The 16,402-nt window shown below is 55.7% G+C and carries 15 protein-coding genes; 8 read left to right on the top strand and 7 right to left on the bottom strand.

Annotation, left to right across the window (positions count from 1 at the left end; all coding sequences use genetic code 11):
* Positions 1-15 precede the first annotated feature (15 nt).
* The 7 genes from NP77_RS21485 to NP77_RS21455 all read right to left on the bottom strand — a co-directional run bounded on the left by NP77_RS21485 (position 16) and on the right by NP77_RS21455 (position 7,348).
* A complete protein-coding gene (locus NP77_RS21485) occupies positions 16-996 on the bottom strand; it encodes a substrate-binding domain-containing protein (RefSeq protein WP_039661674.1) in 981 nt (326 codons plus the stop codon).
* A gap of 34 nt (positions 997-1,030) precedes the next feature.
* Complete coding sequence (locus tag NP77_RS21480) at positions 1,031-2,056, bottom strand: ABC transporter permease (protein ID WP_008924533.1); 1,026 nt, start codon at positions 2,054-2,056, stop codon at positions 1,031-1,033.
* Positions 2,053-3,501 (bottom strand): xylulokinase, encoded by a 1,449-nt coding sequence (gene xylB, locus NP77_RS21475; protein ID WP_039661671.1) that lies wholly within the window; start codon positions 3,499-3,501, stop codon positions 2,053-2,055. Before xylB ends, NP77_RS21480 begins: the two co-directional genes overlap by 4 nt.
* A gap of 709 nt (positions 3,502-4,210) precedes the next feature.
* Positions 4,211-4,975 carry a S9 family peptidase gene (locus NP77_RS21470; RefSeq protein WP_039661669.1) on the bottom strand — a complete coding sequence of 255 codons (765 nt, stop codon included), beginning with the start codon at positions 4,973-4,975 and terminating at the stop codon, positions 4,211-4,213.
* A gap of 118 nt (positions 4,976-5,093) precedes the next feature.
* Entirely contained in the window at positions 5,094-5,927 is an 834-nt protein-coding gene (locus NP77_RS21465) for a DMT family transporter (protein WP_039661666.1), read from the bottom strand.
* Positions 5,928-5,972: 45 nt separating this feature from the next.
* Complete coding sequence (locus tag NP77_RS21460; RefSeq protein ID WP_052250695.1) at positions 5,973-6,524, bottom strand: OsmC family protein; 552 nt, start codon at positions 6,522-6,524, stop codon at positions 5,973-5,975.
* 47 nt (positions 6,525-6,571) lie between these two features.
* Positions 6,572-7,348: an SDR family NAD(P)-dependent oxidoreductase gene (locus NP77_RS21455; protein WP_039661665.1), complete on the bottom strand. Its 777-nt coding sequence runs from the start codon at positions 7,346-7,348 to the stop codon at positions 6,572-6,574.
* 176 nt (positions 7,349-7,524) lie between these two features.
* Here NP77_RS21455 and NP77_RS21450 point away from each other — a divergent pair, with 176 nt between their 5' ends.
* The 8 genes from NP77_RS21450 to NP77_RS21415 all read left to right on the top strand — a co-directional run bounded on the left by NP77_RS21450 (position 7,525) and on the right by NP77_RS21415 (position 16,330).
* The gene (locus NP77_RS21450) at positions 7,525-8,445 is read left to right on the top strand and encodes a LysR substrate-binding domain-containing protein (RefSeq protein ID WP_039661662.1); all 921 of its coding nucleotides are present in this window, start codon (positions 7,525-7,527) and stop codon (positions 8,443-8,445) included.
* A gap of 765 nt (positions 8,446-9,210) precedes the next feature.
* The gene (locus tag NP77_RS21445; RefSeq protein WP_039661652.1) at positions 9,211-9,492 is read left to right on the top strand and encodes a hypothetical protein; all 282 of its coding nucleotides are present in this window, start codon (positions 9,211-9,213) and stop codon (positions 9,490-9,492) included.
* 51 nt (positions 9,493-9,543) lie between these two features.
* Complete coding sequence (locus NP77_RS21440) at positions 9,544-9,888, top strand: carboxymuconolactone decarboxylase family protein (RefSeq protein ID WP_039661650.1); 345 nt, start codon at positions 9,544-9,546, stop codon at positions 9,886-9,888.
* A 63-nt stretch (positions 9,889-9,951) separates the two neighbouring features.
* Entirely contained in the window at positions 9,952-10,635 is a 684-nt protein-coding gene (locus NP77_RS21435; RefSeq protein WP_039661647.1) for a cupin domain-containing protein, read from the top strand.
* Entirely contained in the window at positions 10,628-11,752 is a 1,125-nt protein-coding gene (locus NP77_RS21430; RefSeq protein ID WP_039661645.1) for an FAD-dependent oxidoreductase, read from the top strand. Before NP77_RS21435 ends, NP77_RS21430 begins: the two co-directional genes overlap by 8 nt.
* Before the next feature lie 71 nt (positions 11,753-11,823).
* Positions 11,824-13,179, top strand: coding sequence for a glutathione-disulfide reductase (gene gorA, locus NP77_RS21425; protein WP_039661642.1), 1,356 nt, complete (start codon positions 11,824-11,826; stop codon positions 13,177-13,179).
* A 192-nt stretch (positions 13,180-13,371) separates the two neighbouring features.
* Complete coding sequence (locus NP77_RS21420) at positions 13,372-14,391, top strand: alcohol dehydrogenase (protein WP_039661640.1); 1,020 nt, start codon at positions 13,372-13,374, stop codon at positions 14,389-14,391.
* Between the two features lie 505 nt (positions 14,392-14,896).
* Positions 14,897-16,330 (top strand): PLP-dependent aminotransferase family protein, encoded by a 1,434-nt coding sequence (locus tag NP77_RS21415; RefSeq protein WP_039661638.1) that lies wholly within the window; start codon positions 14,897-14,899, stop codon positions 16,328-16,330.
* Positions 16,331-16,402 lie beyond the last annotated feature (72 nt).

Below are 16,402 nucleotides of genomic sequence, written 5' to 3'. Positions count from 1 at the left end.
TCACCTTTTACCGGATCAGTACGCTGAGCCCATCACGGAAGCCGCATTATCTTTGGTGACCAGCAGTGGCGGATTATTGATCATGGCAGGAACCTGCTCACCGCTCAGGCTTTTCCGGGCATTTTCGACCAGCAGTTGAGCCAGTTTAACTGGCTCCTGAATTGCACCGGCTTTCAGGATGCTGTTGTCCTGAACGGCTTTAACACCCTCCTTATCCACAAACGCATACAGCTTCACCCTGTTACTGACCCCCAGCTGCTGAATAGCCGCCAGCGATCCCAGAGCGGAAGGTTCAGTATCTGAGTACACCACATCAATTTCCGGCCTCCCCTGAAGCATCTCGGTCGTCACCTTAAGGGAGGTTGTTTCTTCGACCTTGCCATTGACCAGGGCAACAAACTTAATATTTTTGTTGGAGGCTACGGCTTCTTTGAAGCCTTCGTCGCGCGCGTTCGCGGCAATGGAGGTAGGTTCTCCCACAATACCCACCGTGGCCGGGCTGTTTTCACCGATATCTTTCAGCAACTGCTGACCAATCAGCCTGCCGCCTTCCCGCTGATCGGTCTGCACTCCCTGAACCAGGACCACGCCCTGTTGCTTCAGCCCTGCGGGGTCGGGAAGGATATTCACGGCAAACGCCGGTATTTTTGCCAGATTAAGCTGGCTGATGATGGAAACGCAGGGTCCGGAGGAGACACAATTCACCGCCACCGCATCCACTTTCTGTTCAATGAAGTTCTGAACCTGCGACAGTTGTTTAGCGTCGTCGTTATCCGCAATCGAAATTTTTACGTTCATACCCTGGGCAGCCGCACTGTCTTCAAAGCTTTTTTTCATGGCCACGTAATAAGGATTGGTAAGATTAGGCAGCGTCACGCCCAGCGTTTTTTTGCCGGGGCCGGCTGTTGATTCTGCATCATCGCGGTTACAGCCTGACAGCAGGCAGGACAGGGCAACGACCGCTGCGCAGGCGGATAAGGTGGTACGGATTTTCATGGTCATCTCCGGAAAAGGTGTAGGGCAGAGAGCATTATTGTTGTGTCTTTCGGGGTTTCCTGACCTTTAGCCAGGGGATAGCAATTTTTTTCGAGGTCCGGAGCGTGTCAAAGGTGACGCCGAACAGGATGATCAGCCCGATAACCAGCGGCTGCCAGTAGGCGCTGACGTTCAGCACGTTCATCAGGTTCGATATGGCGGCAATCAGCATGGCGCCAATCATCGCGCCGATGATACTCCCTGTGCCGCCAAACAGGCTGACACCCCCGACGACGGCCCCCGCAATGGAGAAGAACAGTTCATCGCCGCGGCCTGCTGTCGGATATCCGGTCATCAGACGCGATCCGTATATCAGCCCGCCACAGGCGGCGCAGAGTCCGGAAATTGCATAAACCAGCAGTGTGATGCGCGGAATGCTGATGCCGGATAAACGTGCTGCATCCGCATTGCCGCCAACTGCATAGATATGGGTGCCGGTGATGGTTCGCCGTAGAAAAATGACGCCAATCACGATGGCCAGCAGCAGCGCAATGACCGGGAACGGTATCCCCAGGGGTTTTGACTGGCCGATAAGGCTGTAACCGATTTGCGTCACGCGGATAGATTCGGCACCGGTAATGATCTGCGGAATGGAGGCCGCCACGCCCATCATTGCAAAGGTCACAATAAAGGGGGGCACACCGGTGCGTTCGATGATGAGGCCGTTAATCAGGCCGCTCAGGGCACCCACCGCCAGAACCATAGGCACTGCGAGCGGCCAGGGAATACCAAATTTTTCCATCAGCAATGCTGCAACCACGCAGGTCATGGCCACGATTGAGCCACAGGAGAGGTCGATACCGCCCGTCAGCAGTACGAAAGACTGCCCCAGGCACAGAAACCCAATCACCGCGCCGTTGAGCAGCAGAACCATCATATTTGAAACGGTCAGAAAGTTTGGCGTGGCGATGAAACCACCCAGCATCACCAGCAGAAAAACCACCGCGATACCCGCTTCAGCAGGTACTCTGAGAGGCTGTTTTGGGGGCTTGATTTTGGCAGGGGTCGTGACAGAACTCATTGCAGCTCTCCTGATAATTCATTGACATAGTTAACGTAAGCGTCCAGAACATGGCGCGCATCCTGCCGGGGGTCGGCCACCTTCTCCAGCGGCTGACTCCAGCGATCGGCCATTTCGGCGTTAGTGCTTCCCAGCACCGCCGCGGCAGCCTGAATGGCCGCTCCTGCGGCGGCCGTTTCTCCCACCGGAGACACCCAGACGGGTTTCCCCGTCAGGTCAGCCAGAACCTGACGATAGGCCCGTGACTTCGCCCCACCGCCGGTAAGAACGAGGCGCCCCTCATCACTGAAGCCATGCTTTTTCAGCATCCGGCCGCCGGCCAGCAGGCCGCACAGCACGCCTTCCGTGGCCGCACGGGCCATGTCCTGTCGTGTTGTGGTAGTGCGCAATCCACGCATGTGTCCGGTTGCATCAGGTAAATTGGGTGTTCGCTCGCCGTCGAGCCAGGGAACAAGCTGAAGTCCGTTTGCGCCGGGTGGCGATCCCAGCGCAAGTTCGTCGAACTCATCCGGCGTTACGCACAATAATTTGCGAAACGCATCGGTCACTTTCGCGGCGTTAAGCGTAGTAATCATGGGGATAAAGCGACCCGCCGCATCCGCATAACCATTGATGGTGCCACTGCTGTCGGCTATGCCCGTGGCGGTGATGCCGTATAACGTCCCGCTGGTACCGATTGATATACCGGTATCACCGGGTTTCAGGTTCATGCCCAGCGCAGCGGACATGTTATCGCCGGTTCCGACCCCCACAATGGCACCGGCCAGCGCTTCCAGTCCGCTGATTTTCCTGACCACACCAGCCGGATGGTGTGATGGAATGACAGCAGGCCAGCGTGAAAGCCAGTCGATGTCACCCTGAACTGCGGCCGCCAGCTGCGGCTCCCAGCGGTCTGAGAAAGGATTGAAATAGCCAGTGCCCGAAGCCCCGCCACGTTCACACACAAAACTGCCGCTCAGGCGGTATACCAGATAGTCAAACGGCAGCATGATGCGGCGGCATTTCTGCAGGACGCCGGGATGGTGCTGATGAGTCCAGGCCAGCTTTGAAATGGTCATCGCAGGCCCCGGCACCGATCCGGTGAGACGTGCCCACTCTGCGGGCAAAATTTGCCGGCACAATTCGCGTGCCTGTGGGGCCGATTCCGTATCATTCCAGAGTTTGGCCGGGCGCAGGGGCGTGTCGTACTCATCAAGCATGACGAGGCCATGCCCCTGGCCACCGACAGCGAGTCCTGCAATCCGGGGCCACCACGCTTTCAGTTCGCCCAGCGCGGTAACAAGGGCATCCCACCAGGCTTCCGGGGCCTGCTCGCTGCAGGGTGGTGTCGTCGGAGGGTGCGGCCGACGTGCCAGGGCAATCACTTCGCCATTTTCAAGACTGCGCAGCATGACGGTACACGACTGGGTGGATGAGTCGATGCCTGCAACAAGGTCCCGCTTCATTGAATTACCTCTGAATGATTTCTGAGAAATGGCAGAGCTGAACGAAAGCCTAATCAGACGGAAAGCAACTGAGCAGGGAGAATGCGTGGTCCTGCTTTTTTGCTCATATGATCACTTTGTTTTGCTCGTTTGTTAATGTAGTGACAATACTGATACTAATTCCCCCGTCAATCAGCGAAATATGGGAACGTTACACAGCTCTCACTTTTGCGTCAGATGGCCTTATCGGATGATCCCCTGGAGCGGGGAAATTCTTTGTCAGGCGGCGCTCTGCCATCCTGGCGTTATCAAATGTCCAGGCGTTTTACGCCCTGTCACCAGGTGGACAAGGAAGGCTGTTCTCTCCGTTGTTTTTCATATGACGATCTGCGAGGGGTTCAGGGGAGGAGAGGATACTGACGAGGTGGATAAAAGCCGGTAGGCCGTGTGGGCGCGCCGGAACCCGTGGCTGGGCCGCGTCCTGTTTCTGCAGTCTTATAACGTGCACCGGAGGGGTAACGCGTTCTGCAAAATGTACACCGGATGCTGACCCGGCATTCCGCGCCTGGATATACCCAACTGTCCGGAGGGGGCTCATGGTGAGTAATGCTCCTGCTGACAATGGCATGCAGCCGGTAAATATTCAGTGTGCTGAGCCACCAGTTTCAGGCGCGGACGTGACTAAATCCTGTAAAGAGAGAACGAACAGGGCGGATCTTCTGCCGTTCCCTCAGGGCGTCATGTCAAGATAGCGTGAGCTCCAGGCCACGATGCATTCCCCGACATAGTCGGCATCTTTATTGTCCGACAGGAGGTGATCGGCACCGTGCAGGGAAATGAAGCTTTTCGGATGCCGCGCCGATCTGAATATGTGCTCAGCCTGCTCAATCAGAACCGTATCATCTTCCGGCGCGTGAAAGACAAGAAGGGGCTTGTTCATTCTGAAAACTTTCTCCGCTACTTTTTGCTGCTGAATGTCATCAACCAGCTGCTGGCGGATAACGAAGGTTCGGCCGGCAAGCCTGACCGGATAGGCGCCCAGCTTTTCAATGGCGTAAAGATCGTCCTCAAACAGCCGCTTTACATGGGATATCTCTCCGGGCGATCCAACGGTAACGACCGCCCTGGCTTCCGGAATATCGCCCGCAACGGACAGGATGGCTGATCCTCCGAGACTGTGGCCAATAAGAAGAGACGGCGCCTGAAAGTTATCCCGGAGGTGTGCAGCCGCCGACCGGAGGTCTGCAACATTCGAGCTGAAATTGGTATTTGAAAAGTCTCCGTCGCTGCCGCCCAGCCCGGTAAAATCAAACCGGAGAACCGCGATGCCATGCTGCGTCAGTATCCTGGCAATTCGGGATGCCGCTTTCAGATCTTTGCCACAGGTAAAACAGTGTGCGAACAGGGCAAACGCCCGGACGTTGTCAGGCATTTCAAGGAGGGCAGCAAGTTTTTTCCCCTCGTCATTCTCAAACAGAAACTTTTCTCTTTTCATGGGTTATTCCCTTCACTTTCTGATGTAACCATGGGACGAGCCCGCCTGAAGATCGGTGTTGCTTCGCCTATCCGCTCTTTTAGTGAACGTGCTGCCCGGCTACGGTGGCGGTACTGACTCACGGCCTGCGGGACTTTTCAGCGCTACCGATCAGGCCAATGCCGCCCAGAATAATGACGGTAGACACGACGATGTGCAGGTCGAGAGTTTCCTCCATAAACAGGACGCCGCCCAGCACGGCCAGACAGGGCACGCTCAGCTGAACAGCGGAAGCCATCGTGGAGGAAAGGCGGGGCAGGAGCGAATACCAGAGTACGTAGGCAAGGGCGGAAGTGATGGCACCGGAAGTGATCGCCAGCAGAACACCGGCGCTGTCCGCGTGCACATCATGCCGGTTCAGCAGCATGAACAGGGCAGCCAGGGGGGCTGCCATCAAAAAATTGCCGGCGGTGGCCGCGGTTGCATGTCTGACTTTTTTACCGGTAATAAAGTAAGCCGCCCATGCCGCACCGGATATCGCCATCAGCAGTGCCGCGGAGGGTGATGGCGCCGCGGCTGATGGAAGAAGTAAAATGCCTATTCCCGCAACAGCCATTGCCACCCCTGTTGCTTTCAGCACCGTCATTTTCTCACCCTTATACAGCCCCCACGCCGACATAATCAGCTGAACCGTGCCGAATAAAAGCAGGGCCCCTGTTCCGGTGTCTATCGCGACGTAGGCCACAGAAAAGGCAAACACGTACGCTGACAGCAGCGATGCATTGACCCAGCTGAATTCCGGAGAGTGTCGCGGGCGGGAACACAGGAGCATGAGACCAAGCATTAACGCGCCGCCGGCGATCCTGAGTGCGCTGAAGCTGACGGGATCGATGTGCTGCTGATTTAGTGCAAGGCGGCACAGTACTGAATTAGCCGCAAAAGCCACCATTGCCAGTGCTACCCGACTGTACATAGGCGTTCCTTAGTGTTCAGAAACAAGGGGAGGCAGGACCGTAAATTACGTAATGACCTGATCACCTTCAATGAGCATCCCTTTACCGATAATCCATCGGTTAGGCGAGGTGGCTATGACGGACTGATGGATCTTTTCAAACTGGGGAACGGAGCCGGAACCGCTTACGGTAATGACATAGCGCAGTATATCCTGTTCCGGTGTCCCTGACGTTTCCAGACCCAGAAAGCGGCTCACATCGAGCACGCCTGACGTGATGATGTTCAGCCTGTCGATATATACGTTTTCAGCCCGCGCAGCCGTCACATAGGATGCGGTGAGGCAGGCATTAAAAGCAGCCAGCAGCAGCTCCTGCGGGCCGGGTGCTGAACTGCTACCGCCCAGCAGCTCAGGTTCATCAGAAAGAATCCGGTGCCCCGTGCCGCTCAGTGTCTGTCCATCTACGATGGATGCATTACAGACCGTCTCACTTTGCAGTCCACCCTGCCAGCAGGTACTGACGCTGAAAACCGCCTGTCCGGGAGTCTTTTCAGCTGAACTGTCGTCCGGCTGATGATGCCGCGGGACCGGTGCAGCCTTATTCGTGTATGTGTCCATGTGAATAACCTATCTGGCCCGGACGCATGGGTCCGGGCCGGGTAAAATCAGGCGTTGCGACCAGCCATCACGCCACCGTCAACATCCCATACGGCGCCCGTGACCCAGCCGGCTTTGTCAGACAGCAGGAAACATACGGCTTCAGCGACGTCCTGCGTCGTACCGACACGACCAATCGGATGGAAGCTGTCAAAGCTGTTCATGACGTCCTTAACGTCATCTTTTGGAATAAAGCCTTCATAGATAGGCGTATGAACCACTGCTGGCGAAACGGCATTCACGCGGATCCCTTTTTCACCCAGTTCAACGGCCAGGTTTTTCGTCAGCGCATGGAGGCCAGCCTTTGCCATTGAATAAGCAGATGACGGCGTTGCGCCGATAGCCTGTTGTGCCCACATAGAACCGATATTCACGATAGAGCCTTTGATATTCTCGCTTACCATATTGCGGACCACGTCACGGGTAATGAAGAATGACGCACGGTTAATGGACATATACATGTCGTAATCCGCCTCTTCATGTTCGGTGAACGGTTTCGGGAAGAAAACGCCGGCAGCGTTAACCATCAGGCTGATGTCTTTATGCTCGCGGTTAATGACGTCAGTCACGTGATGCATGCCTTCTTCCGTCATGAGGTCGGCGACGATGATCGAGACCTGACCTTCAGCTGACAGCGTGCTGCGTGCCTGCTCGGCTTTATCCTGACGGTTTCCTACCAGGACCACGCTGCCACCATTTCTGAGCACCTGACGCGCAGTTTCAAAGCCCATGCCGCTTGTACCGCCAACAACCAGAAGTTTTTTACCTGAAAATAATGCTGTCATCCTATACCTCAATCTTTAAATTAATTTATGGAGTAACGGAAAAGGCCGTCATCTCCCTGCCAGAAAGAGATTGCCATGAGACCAGGGGCCGAGCGAGGCATAAGAACTTGCACGACGGGAAAGAAAAGCTATCTCGACAGGAATCTGTGTGGCAGCATAGAGGCCGGAGGAAACCTATGCGATCACTTAACAGACTGAAATGGCTTCATGCCTTTGAAGCAACCGCGCGTCATGGAAGTTTTAAAGGGGCGGCTGACGAGCTGGGCGTGACGCCTGCAGCCGTTGGGCAACTGGTCCGGGCACTGGAAGAGTGGGTCGGACATCCCCTGTTGTTGCGCTCCCGGAGCGGAAAAACACGATTAACGCTGGTCAGTGAGGCTCAGGATGCCCTGCAGGACATCTCACATGGCCTGGATGAGCTTGAGTCAGGGCTGAACAAGTTGCGCGGGCGCAGAGCGCGCTCGGTGATCCTGTTAACGGCTTCCCAGGTTCTGCTGATGAACTGGCTAATGGAGCGCCTCAACCGGTTTTCAGAGCAACATCAGAACATTGATATCCGTCTTGACGTTACGGAACGGTTGTCTGACGTGATTCATGGCGAGGCCGATCTTGGCGTGAGGTGCGGACCTGGCGACTGGGCAGGCCTCAGCAAAACCTGGCTGATGGATGAGGAAGCCGTCATCGTCTGTAGCCCGCGGCTTCTTGGAACGGGTGCCCGTCCCTCGCCGCAGTGGCTGGCCGGTGAAAAACGGATACAGGATGACACCCCCCATCCAGGTGCCGGATTTCCTTCATGGGATACCATTTTCGAACGGCTCAAGGCACCACCTGCAGGCACCACAACTTTACACATCAACTCAACGGCAGCGGCGATCATGACCGCCCTCAGCGGGCGTGGCGTGGCGGTCGTGCGGCGCGCACTGGTGCAACAACTGATCGATACCAACCAGCTGGTATTGCTTTTCCCGGAGCACCGCTGGCCCCTGACGTGGTCTTATTATCTCGTCATGTCAGAGCATTCAAGGATGCGACCTGAAGTTAAAATACTGCACGACTGGCTGGTTCAGGACGTCAGTGACAGTCAACTCAGCAGTTAAAATTCACTGTGCGGCCTGCTCACGTATCCACTGCCGAAAAAAGTGCAATTCTGGGCAGATTTTCACAACCGTATTGACAGACAAAATACCAGGCCCGCGGTGAATGCAGAGAAACGTTCGGGCACAACCGCACCCGCCGCCAGCTTCTGATATCGTCCTGAACACTCAATGCCGGAAGCCGGATATCAATATCCGGCCAGCGACTCTGAAGATCCTCGATGCGCGGCAGCAGCAATTCACCGCAAGCGCAGGACTCAGGGTGATGTTCAGTGTCCCGCCCGTAGCGCCTTCCCGCAGACGCGTCATTCCCAGACTCTGTCTGTCAAACCCCGCCTGTATGTCAGGCAGGGCTCTGGATGCCGGTTCAGTAAGCACCAGACCCGCCCGACGGTTACCGTGCCTCTGAAAGAGAAGGTAGCCCACCGTATCCTCGAGCGTTCTGACCAGTTGTCCGACGGCTCTGCAGGCGTGACATGTAATTCTTCAGCCGCCATTGAAAAACTCTGGTGGCGCGCGCTGTCTTCGTATGCACGCAATGCATTGAGATGGACAGAGATTTTGATATGAGAAAGAAATTCTTTTCCGACAGTCAAGATTATCTGGGTTGTCCACCTTAGGTAACCTTCCCATAATGCGCAACAGAGACAGGGTAATGCATGATGAGGCAGAACAAATCCCTCCCTGAAAATGTTAAGTCGCATCAATTTATTCCGGCTCCAGGTTACGGAGACCGGATCCGCCACAACTTCCGACAAGGAGTACCGTATGGCTTATCTGCAAATTACGCTGAATATCAGTGAAGAACATCGTGAAGCCGCCGCCGGTATTTATCAGAAATATAAAGCGTCTTTTCTGAAAAGTATTGACGGTGCTGAGTCCAAAGAACTGCTCGTGCGGGATAAAGATGTTCAGGTTTTACATGGCTTTACGTCTGCAGTTCAGGCGGAAGCCTACCTGACATCCCCGCTGTTCACACAGGACGTGGTAGCCGCGCTGAAACCCTATCTTAACAGCGCACCGGACGTCCGTATTTACACCGTTGCCTGACGTGTTGGCGAACGCTTCGCCTTAACTCTGCATTAACTACCGGAGATTATTATGCTTTTAGACTGGAATGGCCATCGCGATGAACTGCTTGGCGTAGTGGGCGAGTATGCAAAACTGCAGCCAGAGTTCATGAAAGGCCTGATGAAAATGGATGCCGGTGCGTCGGCGATGGGGCATCTGGATAAGAAAACGCACGAGCTGATTGCGCTGGCCGTGGCTATCACTACCCGCTGTGACGGATGTCTGTCCGTTCATGTTAAAGCGGCGGCGAAACATGGCGCTACCCGGGAAGAAATCGCCGAAGCCCTCGCCGTCGCAATTTCACTGAATACCGGTGCGGCTCTGACCTATACGGCACACGCGCTTGATGCGTTTGATGCATTACCAAAACCGTAAGCAACTGACGACGGCGCCTCGCACCCGCGTGCTGAGCGCCGTCGTGCTGAAATGGATAAAACAATGTTAGTTAATCACGATTTCGCCCGCCGGGCCTCTGTCAGACCCGCAGATTATGACTGGGTCTCTTCCCCCCGGACGGGAGTCGATCGTGTCATGCTTGATCGGACCGGCGCAGAAAAAGCGCGCGCAACCAGCATCGTTAAATACCTGCCTGATTCTCATTTTCCTGAACATTATCATCCGGACGGAGAAGAAATTCTGGTGCTTTCCGGCGTATTTTCAGAGGGTGAGGATCACTATCCTGCTGGCTGGTATATGCGGAATCCGCCTGACTCTGCGCACAGGCCGTCAAGTGTCAGTGGCGCCACGATCTTTGTGAAACTGCGGCAGATGCAGCAGGGCGAGCATGCCCGTTTAAGGCTGGACACGAACGACCGTGATAACTGGCATGACGCGGTTAACGGCGAGGAATGCCCGCTTTTCAGCAATGCGTATGAAAAGGCGACGCTCCGCCGGTTCCACCCTCACAGCCCGATCCTGCCGGATGCCCTGAACAGGGGAGCGGAAATTCTCGTGCTCAGCGGCACCCTTTATGAAAACGGAGAGGCATGGCCTGCCGGCAGCTGGCTACGGTTTCCCGCGGGTGACATTCCCTGCCTGACATCCGGAGAGACCAGTACCTTAATTTATCTTAAAACCGGCCATCTGGGTCAGGCGGCGCTGACGGGTTCCCGGCATGAATGAACATGTGCAGGTCGCCATTATCGGCGCGGGTCTCAGCGGACTTTATGCCGCTTACCAGCTTGAAAAGGCCGGTATCAGCTATGTGGTACTGGAAGCACGGGCGCAGACCGGAGGCAGGATCATTTCCTGCGCAGGCGGACCGGCTCCCTCCCTAAGCGGGGCGGAAGCGGAAGGGCGGGTTGACCTTGGCGCAACCTGGATCTGGCCCTCTTTTCAACCCCAACTGGCAGCCCTGACGGCCGAGCTGGATATTGCGCTGATACCACAGGCTGAAGACGGCGACATGCTCTATGAACGCGCTCACCATCAGTCCCCCTCCCGTCATCCCGGCTATGTTTCGTCTCCTCCGTCTATGCGGATCGCCGGCGGGATGCGCCAGCTCACGGAGCGCCTGGAGGCGCGGATAGCAGCTGAACAGGTTGTCACCGACGCCCGCGTCATACGCATTGAACGGACCGTCGGTAAGGTTCAGGTACATACCGTTTCGTCTGACCAACGCGGTCGTATGTTTACGGCGCAGGCCGTTCTGCTGGCCTTGCCTCCTGCTCTCGCCGCCCGTATCGAATACCTTCCGGCACTTCCTGCCCGGCTGACCGGGGAGTGGGCCGGTACCGGCACCTGGATGGCCCCTCATGCCAAATATGTGGCCATCTATGAGCATGACTTCTGGCAACAGGCAGGACTGTCAGGTGAAGCCCGGAGTGGCGTCGGCCCCATGGCTGAGATCCATGATGCCTCCGTTCCAGGCCGGGTTAGTGCCCTTTTCGGCTTTATCGGCATCCCGGCACGGTCACGGTGGACTACCAGTGAGGAAAACCTGAAGTTGTTATGCCGGGCGCAGCTCATCCGGTTGTTTGGAGAGAAAGCCGGGGAGCCCGTTGCTGAATACTTAAAGGACTGGGCAGATGACCCCTTTACCGCCACGGAAAAAGATTTACTCATTCAGGCCGGACATACGGTTCCAGCTGCTTACCCTGACCACGGAGCGTGGGCGGACTGCCTGCGCGGAATAGGCAGTGAATGGTCAGCGCAGTTTCCGGGATACCTTGCAGGTGCAGTTGAGGCCTCTCTGGAGGGCGTCAGGCAGGTGCAGCAGAAACTCGTAAGAAAGAACTGAATATCTACGGCCGGGGGCGTGAATCAGCACGCGCCGGCTTCCCGTTTCTGAAGGCTGGCTGGAGAATATCTATGACCCGACATTTTGATTACATTGCAATTGGCGGCGGCAGCGCCGGAATCGCCTCCGTTAATCGCGCGGCTGCGCATGGAAAAAAATGTGCCCTTATTGAGAAGGGGCCCATCGGCGGAACCTGCGTAAACGTGGGATGTGTGCCAAAAAAAGTGATGTGGTATGCCGCACAGGTGGCAGAAACCATCCGCACTTACAGTTCCGGCTATGGCTTCAGCGTGTCGGGGTGTGAATTTGACTGGGCTACGCTGGTGAAAAACCGCAGTGAGTACATTGAGCGCATTCACGGTTCCTATGATGCGGTGCTCAGCAGGAACGCGGTTGAAGTCATTCAGGGAACAGCCCGCTTTATCGGCCCCCGCAGTATTGAGGTCAATGGCGAAACGCTGACGGCCGATCATATTCTTATCGCCACCGGCGGGCACCCCGTTCGTCCTTCTGTATCCGGCGCAGAGCTGGGAATTGATTCGGATGGTTTCTTTGAACTGAGCGCACAGCCCCGTAGGGCAGCCGTCATCGGCGCGGGTTATATTGCCGTTGAGCTCGCGGGCGTGCTGCATTCTCTCGGTACGGAAACACATCTTCTGGTTCGCGGTGATAAACCTCTGCGCCATTTTGATCCTCTGCTCGGGGATACCCTGGCTGCCATGATGGATGAATCAGGGCTTCGCCTCCACCGTCAGGCCATTACCACGTCTCTGTCAGAAGAGCCGGATGGTTCTGTGGCGGTGGTCACGGCTTCAGGGGAAAAAATTGTAGTGGATGTCGTGATCTGGGCAACCGGCCGTAAACCCAATACATCCGGCTTAAACATTCAGGCAGCAGGGGTGGCGCTCAGTGATGAAGGTTACGTCACTGTGGATAAATATCAGAACACCTCTGCGGAAGGCATCTATGCCGTTGGTGATATTACCGGTCAGCTTGAACTCACGCCGGTTGCCGTTGCCGCCGGTCGTCGCCTGGCTGAGCGCCTGTTCAACAACAGGCCGGATGAGCATCTGGATTACCAGAATGTCCCCACTGTCGTATTCAGCCACCCACCTGTCGGCACTGTCGGTCTTACTGAACCCCAGGCCCGTGAAAAATTCGGCGACCAGAACGTTAAAATTTACAGTGCGTCATTTACCGCGATGTTCACTGCAGTAACGTCCCACCGTCAGGCGACAAAGATGAAACTGGTGTGCGCCGGGCCCGATGAGAAGGTTGTGGGTATTCACGGCATCGGAGAAGGTATGGACGAAATCCTTCAGGGCTTTGCTGTGGCACTCAAAATGGGCGCGACCAAACGAGATCTGGACAATACCGTGGCAATTCATCCCACCGCTGCCGAAGAGTTCGTCACGATGAAAGGCTGAAAAGCCTGAGCGGAAGAACCGGCCGGCATTATCAGACTAAGGAGCGATAGGCCCGGCGCAGGGGCACAGCGAGCGATATTGCCTCTGCCCAATTCTGAAATCAGATTCCCGCGTACCGGCAGCACCACTGCAAAAATGCTGCTCGTCCGACAGCCCTTAAATACTTTTTTATATCAAACAGTGGGATGAAAAATGAATACATTCAAGGCAATGCAGATTACCGAGCCAGGCAGAATGGAACTGGTAGAGCGCCCAGTGCCCGTGCCTGGTTATGGCGAGGTTCTTCTGAAGGTCGAGGCTTGTGGCATCTGCGGGGCGGATTCCGGCGCAGTTGAGGGGCTTGAAAAGAATACGACTTATCCGCGCATTCCAGGCCATGAAGTGGTGGGGCGCATACTCTCTCTGGGGCAGGGCGTTCCCTCGTACCTTTCTGAAGGGCAGCGGGTCGGTGTAGGGCGCCTGGGGGGATACTGCGGCGAATGCGAGCAGTGCCGGCAGGGTCAGTTTGTGCTTTGCACTGATCAGCCTGTCACCGGCAGCTCCTGCGATGGCGGCTATGCGGAAATAATGCTGGCGCGTGCCACGGGGCTGGTTCTCATTCCCGACGATCTGCTCTCTGCAGAGGCGGCTCCGCTGCTCTGTGCAGGGATTGCCACTTTCAACGCGCTGACCAAATCAGGCGCCCGGCCCGGTGATACAGTCGTTATTCAGGGTATCGGTGGTCTGGGGCATCTGGCCATACAGTATGCACAAAAAATGGGCTACAAAGTTATCGCGGTAGGACGCGGAAGTGATATCAGGCAGGATGCCCTTAACCTGGGGGCTCATCAGTACATTGATACGCTAAAGTCGGACCCCGTTGCAGAAATTAAAAAGGCTGGCGGCGCGCAGGTTATCCTGACGACTATTACCAACAGCGAGGCCGCTTCCGGGCTGGTGAAAGCACTCGCACCACAGGGTAAATTTATGGTTGTGGGTGCCGGCAGCTCCCCGCTTTTGATCATGCCCGGAGCAATGGTCGGAAACGAGTTAAGGCTGGAGGGCTCTCTTACCGGCACACCTTACGAAACAGAACGTGCCCTTAAATTCAGTCTGCTGACCAGCGTACGTGCACAGATTGAAACGGCACCGCTGGCTGAGGCTGAAAGTGCTTATCAGCGCATGCGTTCGGGGGACGTGAAGTTTCGCATGGTGCTGAGAATGGATCTTTAACGTTTACGAAGACTGTCTCAGTCTGACCGACCCAGCCCGGGCAGGCAACAGGGCTGGGCGGCTCAGTGCCCGCGTGATGAGTCAGGGGGCCGGCAGGTTCTTCCGCCCGGTTTTCCGTCATGCCAGCGGTCCGCTATCTGATTGCCAGCTGAAAGGAGCAGCCTGCACCTCATTCAGACAGACGTCCGCGTGCCCTGTATCCGCTTTATCAGCTGCCCCTCAGATAAACAGTGGGCATTCATGATGACCGCAAACGGATTACGCTGGAAATGAAGAAAAAAGATCGACCAGTCTGAAAACAGCCCCCTTCATCGAAGCCGTGAAATATAGCAAACATATTTCTCATAATACCGTAACTGACTGAATGGTTACAGCCACAGTAATCATCAATATTAATGGTCACAGTTGGCGGGAACTGACGCGTGAAATTGTCATAAAAACAGCATTGTCAGGCCACATGGCCTGATATAAATTGAGTCCATCCTGATCAAGAAATATGACATATATGCATCTATATGAAACGATTGCGGATGACATCGCGCGCTCAATCCTGCGCGGACAACTGACGCCCGGTACACGTATTCCGTCCGTCAGACATTATGCGGGACAATATGACGTCAGTGTTAACTCGGTCAAAACCGCTTACCGGCTTCTGGAGGATCGCGGGCTGATCTCCGCACGACCTCAATCCGGCTATTATGTCCGCGACAGCCTGCCTGAACTCTGCCACCTGCAGGAAAGTTCGGTGAACAGCAGAGAAAGCGCGGTGCCTTTATCCGGTCTGAACCGGCTGCTATCCGTTATTCTGGAAAATCAGCTGCGCGGGGATTGTACTGATCTTGCGCTTGCGTGCCCGTCTGGCGATAGGTTTTATCCTGCCGGCCGGCTGAAAAAAATCACAGCCCAGCTGCTGCGCTCAGCATCCGGGTTCAGCACAACTTACGCCATGCCGCCCGGCTCCCCCCGCCTGCGCTCACAGATTGCCCGACGCGGTCTGCACACCGGCATGATCCTCTCTCCCGATGACGTAATCATCACTCACGGCACCATGGAGGCCATTAGCCTGGCCGTCCGGGCGTCAACCCTTCCCGGTGATACCGTTGCCGTTGAATCACCTACTTTTTACAACCTGTACCCTATGCTGGAGGATCTTGGCCGTCGTATTGTGAATCTGCCTACCCATCCTCAGAGCGGAATGTGCCTGGATACCCTTGAATCTCTTGCAGAGCAGCGAAAAATCTCCGCGGTGATTACGATACCCAGTGGCCACAATCCACTTGGCTTTGTCATGCCTTCAGAAAATCGTCAGCGCCTGGCCCGCATGGCTGAAACCCGGCAGTTCGCCGTAATAGAGGATGTCATATATGCCGAACTGCAGTTTGGCGATACCTGCATACCCAACATTCGTGCCTTTGATCGTGATGGCTGGGTGATGGTGTGTGCAAGCTATACCAAAACGGTTGCGCCAGACTTTCGCATTGGCTGGCTGGAAGCCGGACGCTTTCGCGATGTCGCCAGGCAGATGAAGTTTACCTCCACTGTCGCTGAGTCCGGATTATTGAGTGAAAGCCTGGGGATATTCCTTGAGAACGGCGGATATGACCTGCACCTGCGCCACCTCAGGCGATTATATGAACGACAGATTGATGCTGTAAGAGCCTGTATTGCAGATTATTTTCCAGCAGGCACTCGTGTCAGCCGCCCGCAGGCAGGCTTTATTTTATGGATTGAGCTGCCGGAAGGTGCCGACACACTGGCTCTATTTCATGCCGCCCTGGATGAAAAAATACTATGTATGCCAGGCCTTCTGTGCTCCGGAAGCCGGGCATTCAATCACTGTTTCCGTATGGCGGCGTGTTTTGAACTGACGGACAGGCACCGCATGGCCATATCGCGGTTGGGTGCCCTGGCCGCTCATCAGCTGAACGAAATGAAGTAAACAGAAAACCAGAAGGCCCGCCGGTATCAGGCTTTTCAGATTGCCTGGCCCGCATGGCTCAACTAATCCATT

It is taken from the genome of Pantoea sp. MBLJ3, assembly GCF_000816655.1.
GTDB classification, from domain to species: Bacteria; Pseudomonadota; Gammaproteobacteria; order Enterobacterales; family Enterobacteriaceae; genus Pantoea; species Pantoea eucalypti.
Note: the sequence above shows the minus strand (reverse complement) of the source record. Positions and strands in the feature narration are given on the sequence as shown.

Excerpts from the sequence above, each read along its gene's own strand:
- NP77_RS21470 (WP_039661669.1), bottom strand. The coding sequence starts at position 4,975 with ATGAAAAGAGAAAAGTTTCTGTTTGAGAATGACGAGGGGAAAAAACTT.
- NP77_RS21485 (WP_039661674.1), bottom strand. The coding sequence starts at position 996 with ATGAAAATCCGTACCACCTTATCCGCCTGCGCAGCGGTCGTTGCCCTG.
- gorA (WP_039661642.1), top strand. The coding sequence starts at position 11,824 with ATGACCCGACATTTTGATTACATTGCAATTGGCGGCGGCAGCGCCGGA.
- NP77_RS21440 (WP_039661650.1), top strand. The coding sequence starts at position 9,544 with ATGCTTTTAGACTGGAATGGCCATCGCGATGAACTGCTTGGCGTAGTG.
- NP77_RS21415 (WP_039661638.1), top strand. The coding sequence starts at position 14,897 with ATGCATCTATATGAAACGATTGCGGATGACATCGCGCGCTCAATCCTG.
- NP77_RS21460 (WP_052250695.1), bottom strand. The coding sequence starts at position 6,524 with ATGGACACATACACGAATAAGGCTGCACCGGTCCCGCGGCATCATCAG.
- NP77_RS21430 (WP_039661645.1), top strand. The coding sequence starts at position 10,628 with ATGAATGAACATGTGCAGGTCGCCATTATCGGCGCGGGTCTCAGCGGA.
- NP77_RS21450 (WP_039661662.1), top strand. The coding sequence starts at position 7,525 with ATGCGATCACTTAACAGACTGAAATGGCTTCATGCCTTTGAAGCAACC.
- NP77_RS21465 (WP_039661666.1), bottom strand. The coding sequence starts at position 5,927 with ATGTACAGTCGGGTAGCACTGGCAATGGTGGCTTTTGCGGCTAATTCA.
- NP77_RS21435 (WP_039661647.1), top strand. The coding sequence starts at position 9,952 with ATGTTAGTTAATCACGATTTCGCCCGCCGGGCCTCTGTCAGACCCGCA.
- NP77_RS21420 (WP_039661640.1), top strand. The coding sequence starts at position 13,372 with ATGAATACATTCAAGGCAATGCAGATTACCGAGCCAGGCAGAATGGAA.
- NP77_RS21480 (WP_008924533.1), bottom strand. The coding sequence starts at position 2,056 with ATGAGTTCTGTCACGACCCCTGCCAAAATCAAGCCCCCAAAACAGCCT.
- NP77_RS21445 (WP_039661652.1), top strand. The coding sequence starts at position 9,211 with ATGGCTTATCTGCAAATTACGCTGAATATCAGTGAAGAACATCGTGAA.
- xylB (WP_039661671.1), bottom strand. The coding sequence starts at position 3,501 with ATGAAGCGGGACCTTGTTGCAGGCATCGACTCATCCACCCAGTCGTGT.
- NP77_RS21455 (WP_039661665.1), bottom strand. The coding sequence starts at position 7,348 with ATGACAGCATTATTTTCAGGTAAAAAACTTCTGGTTGTTGGCGGTACA.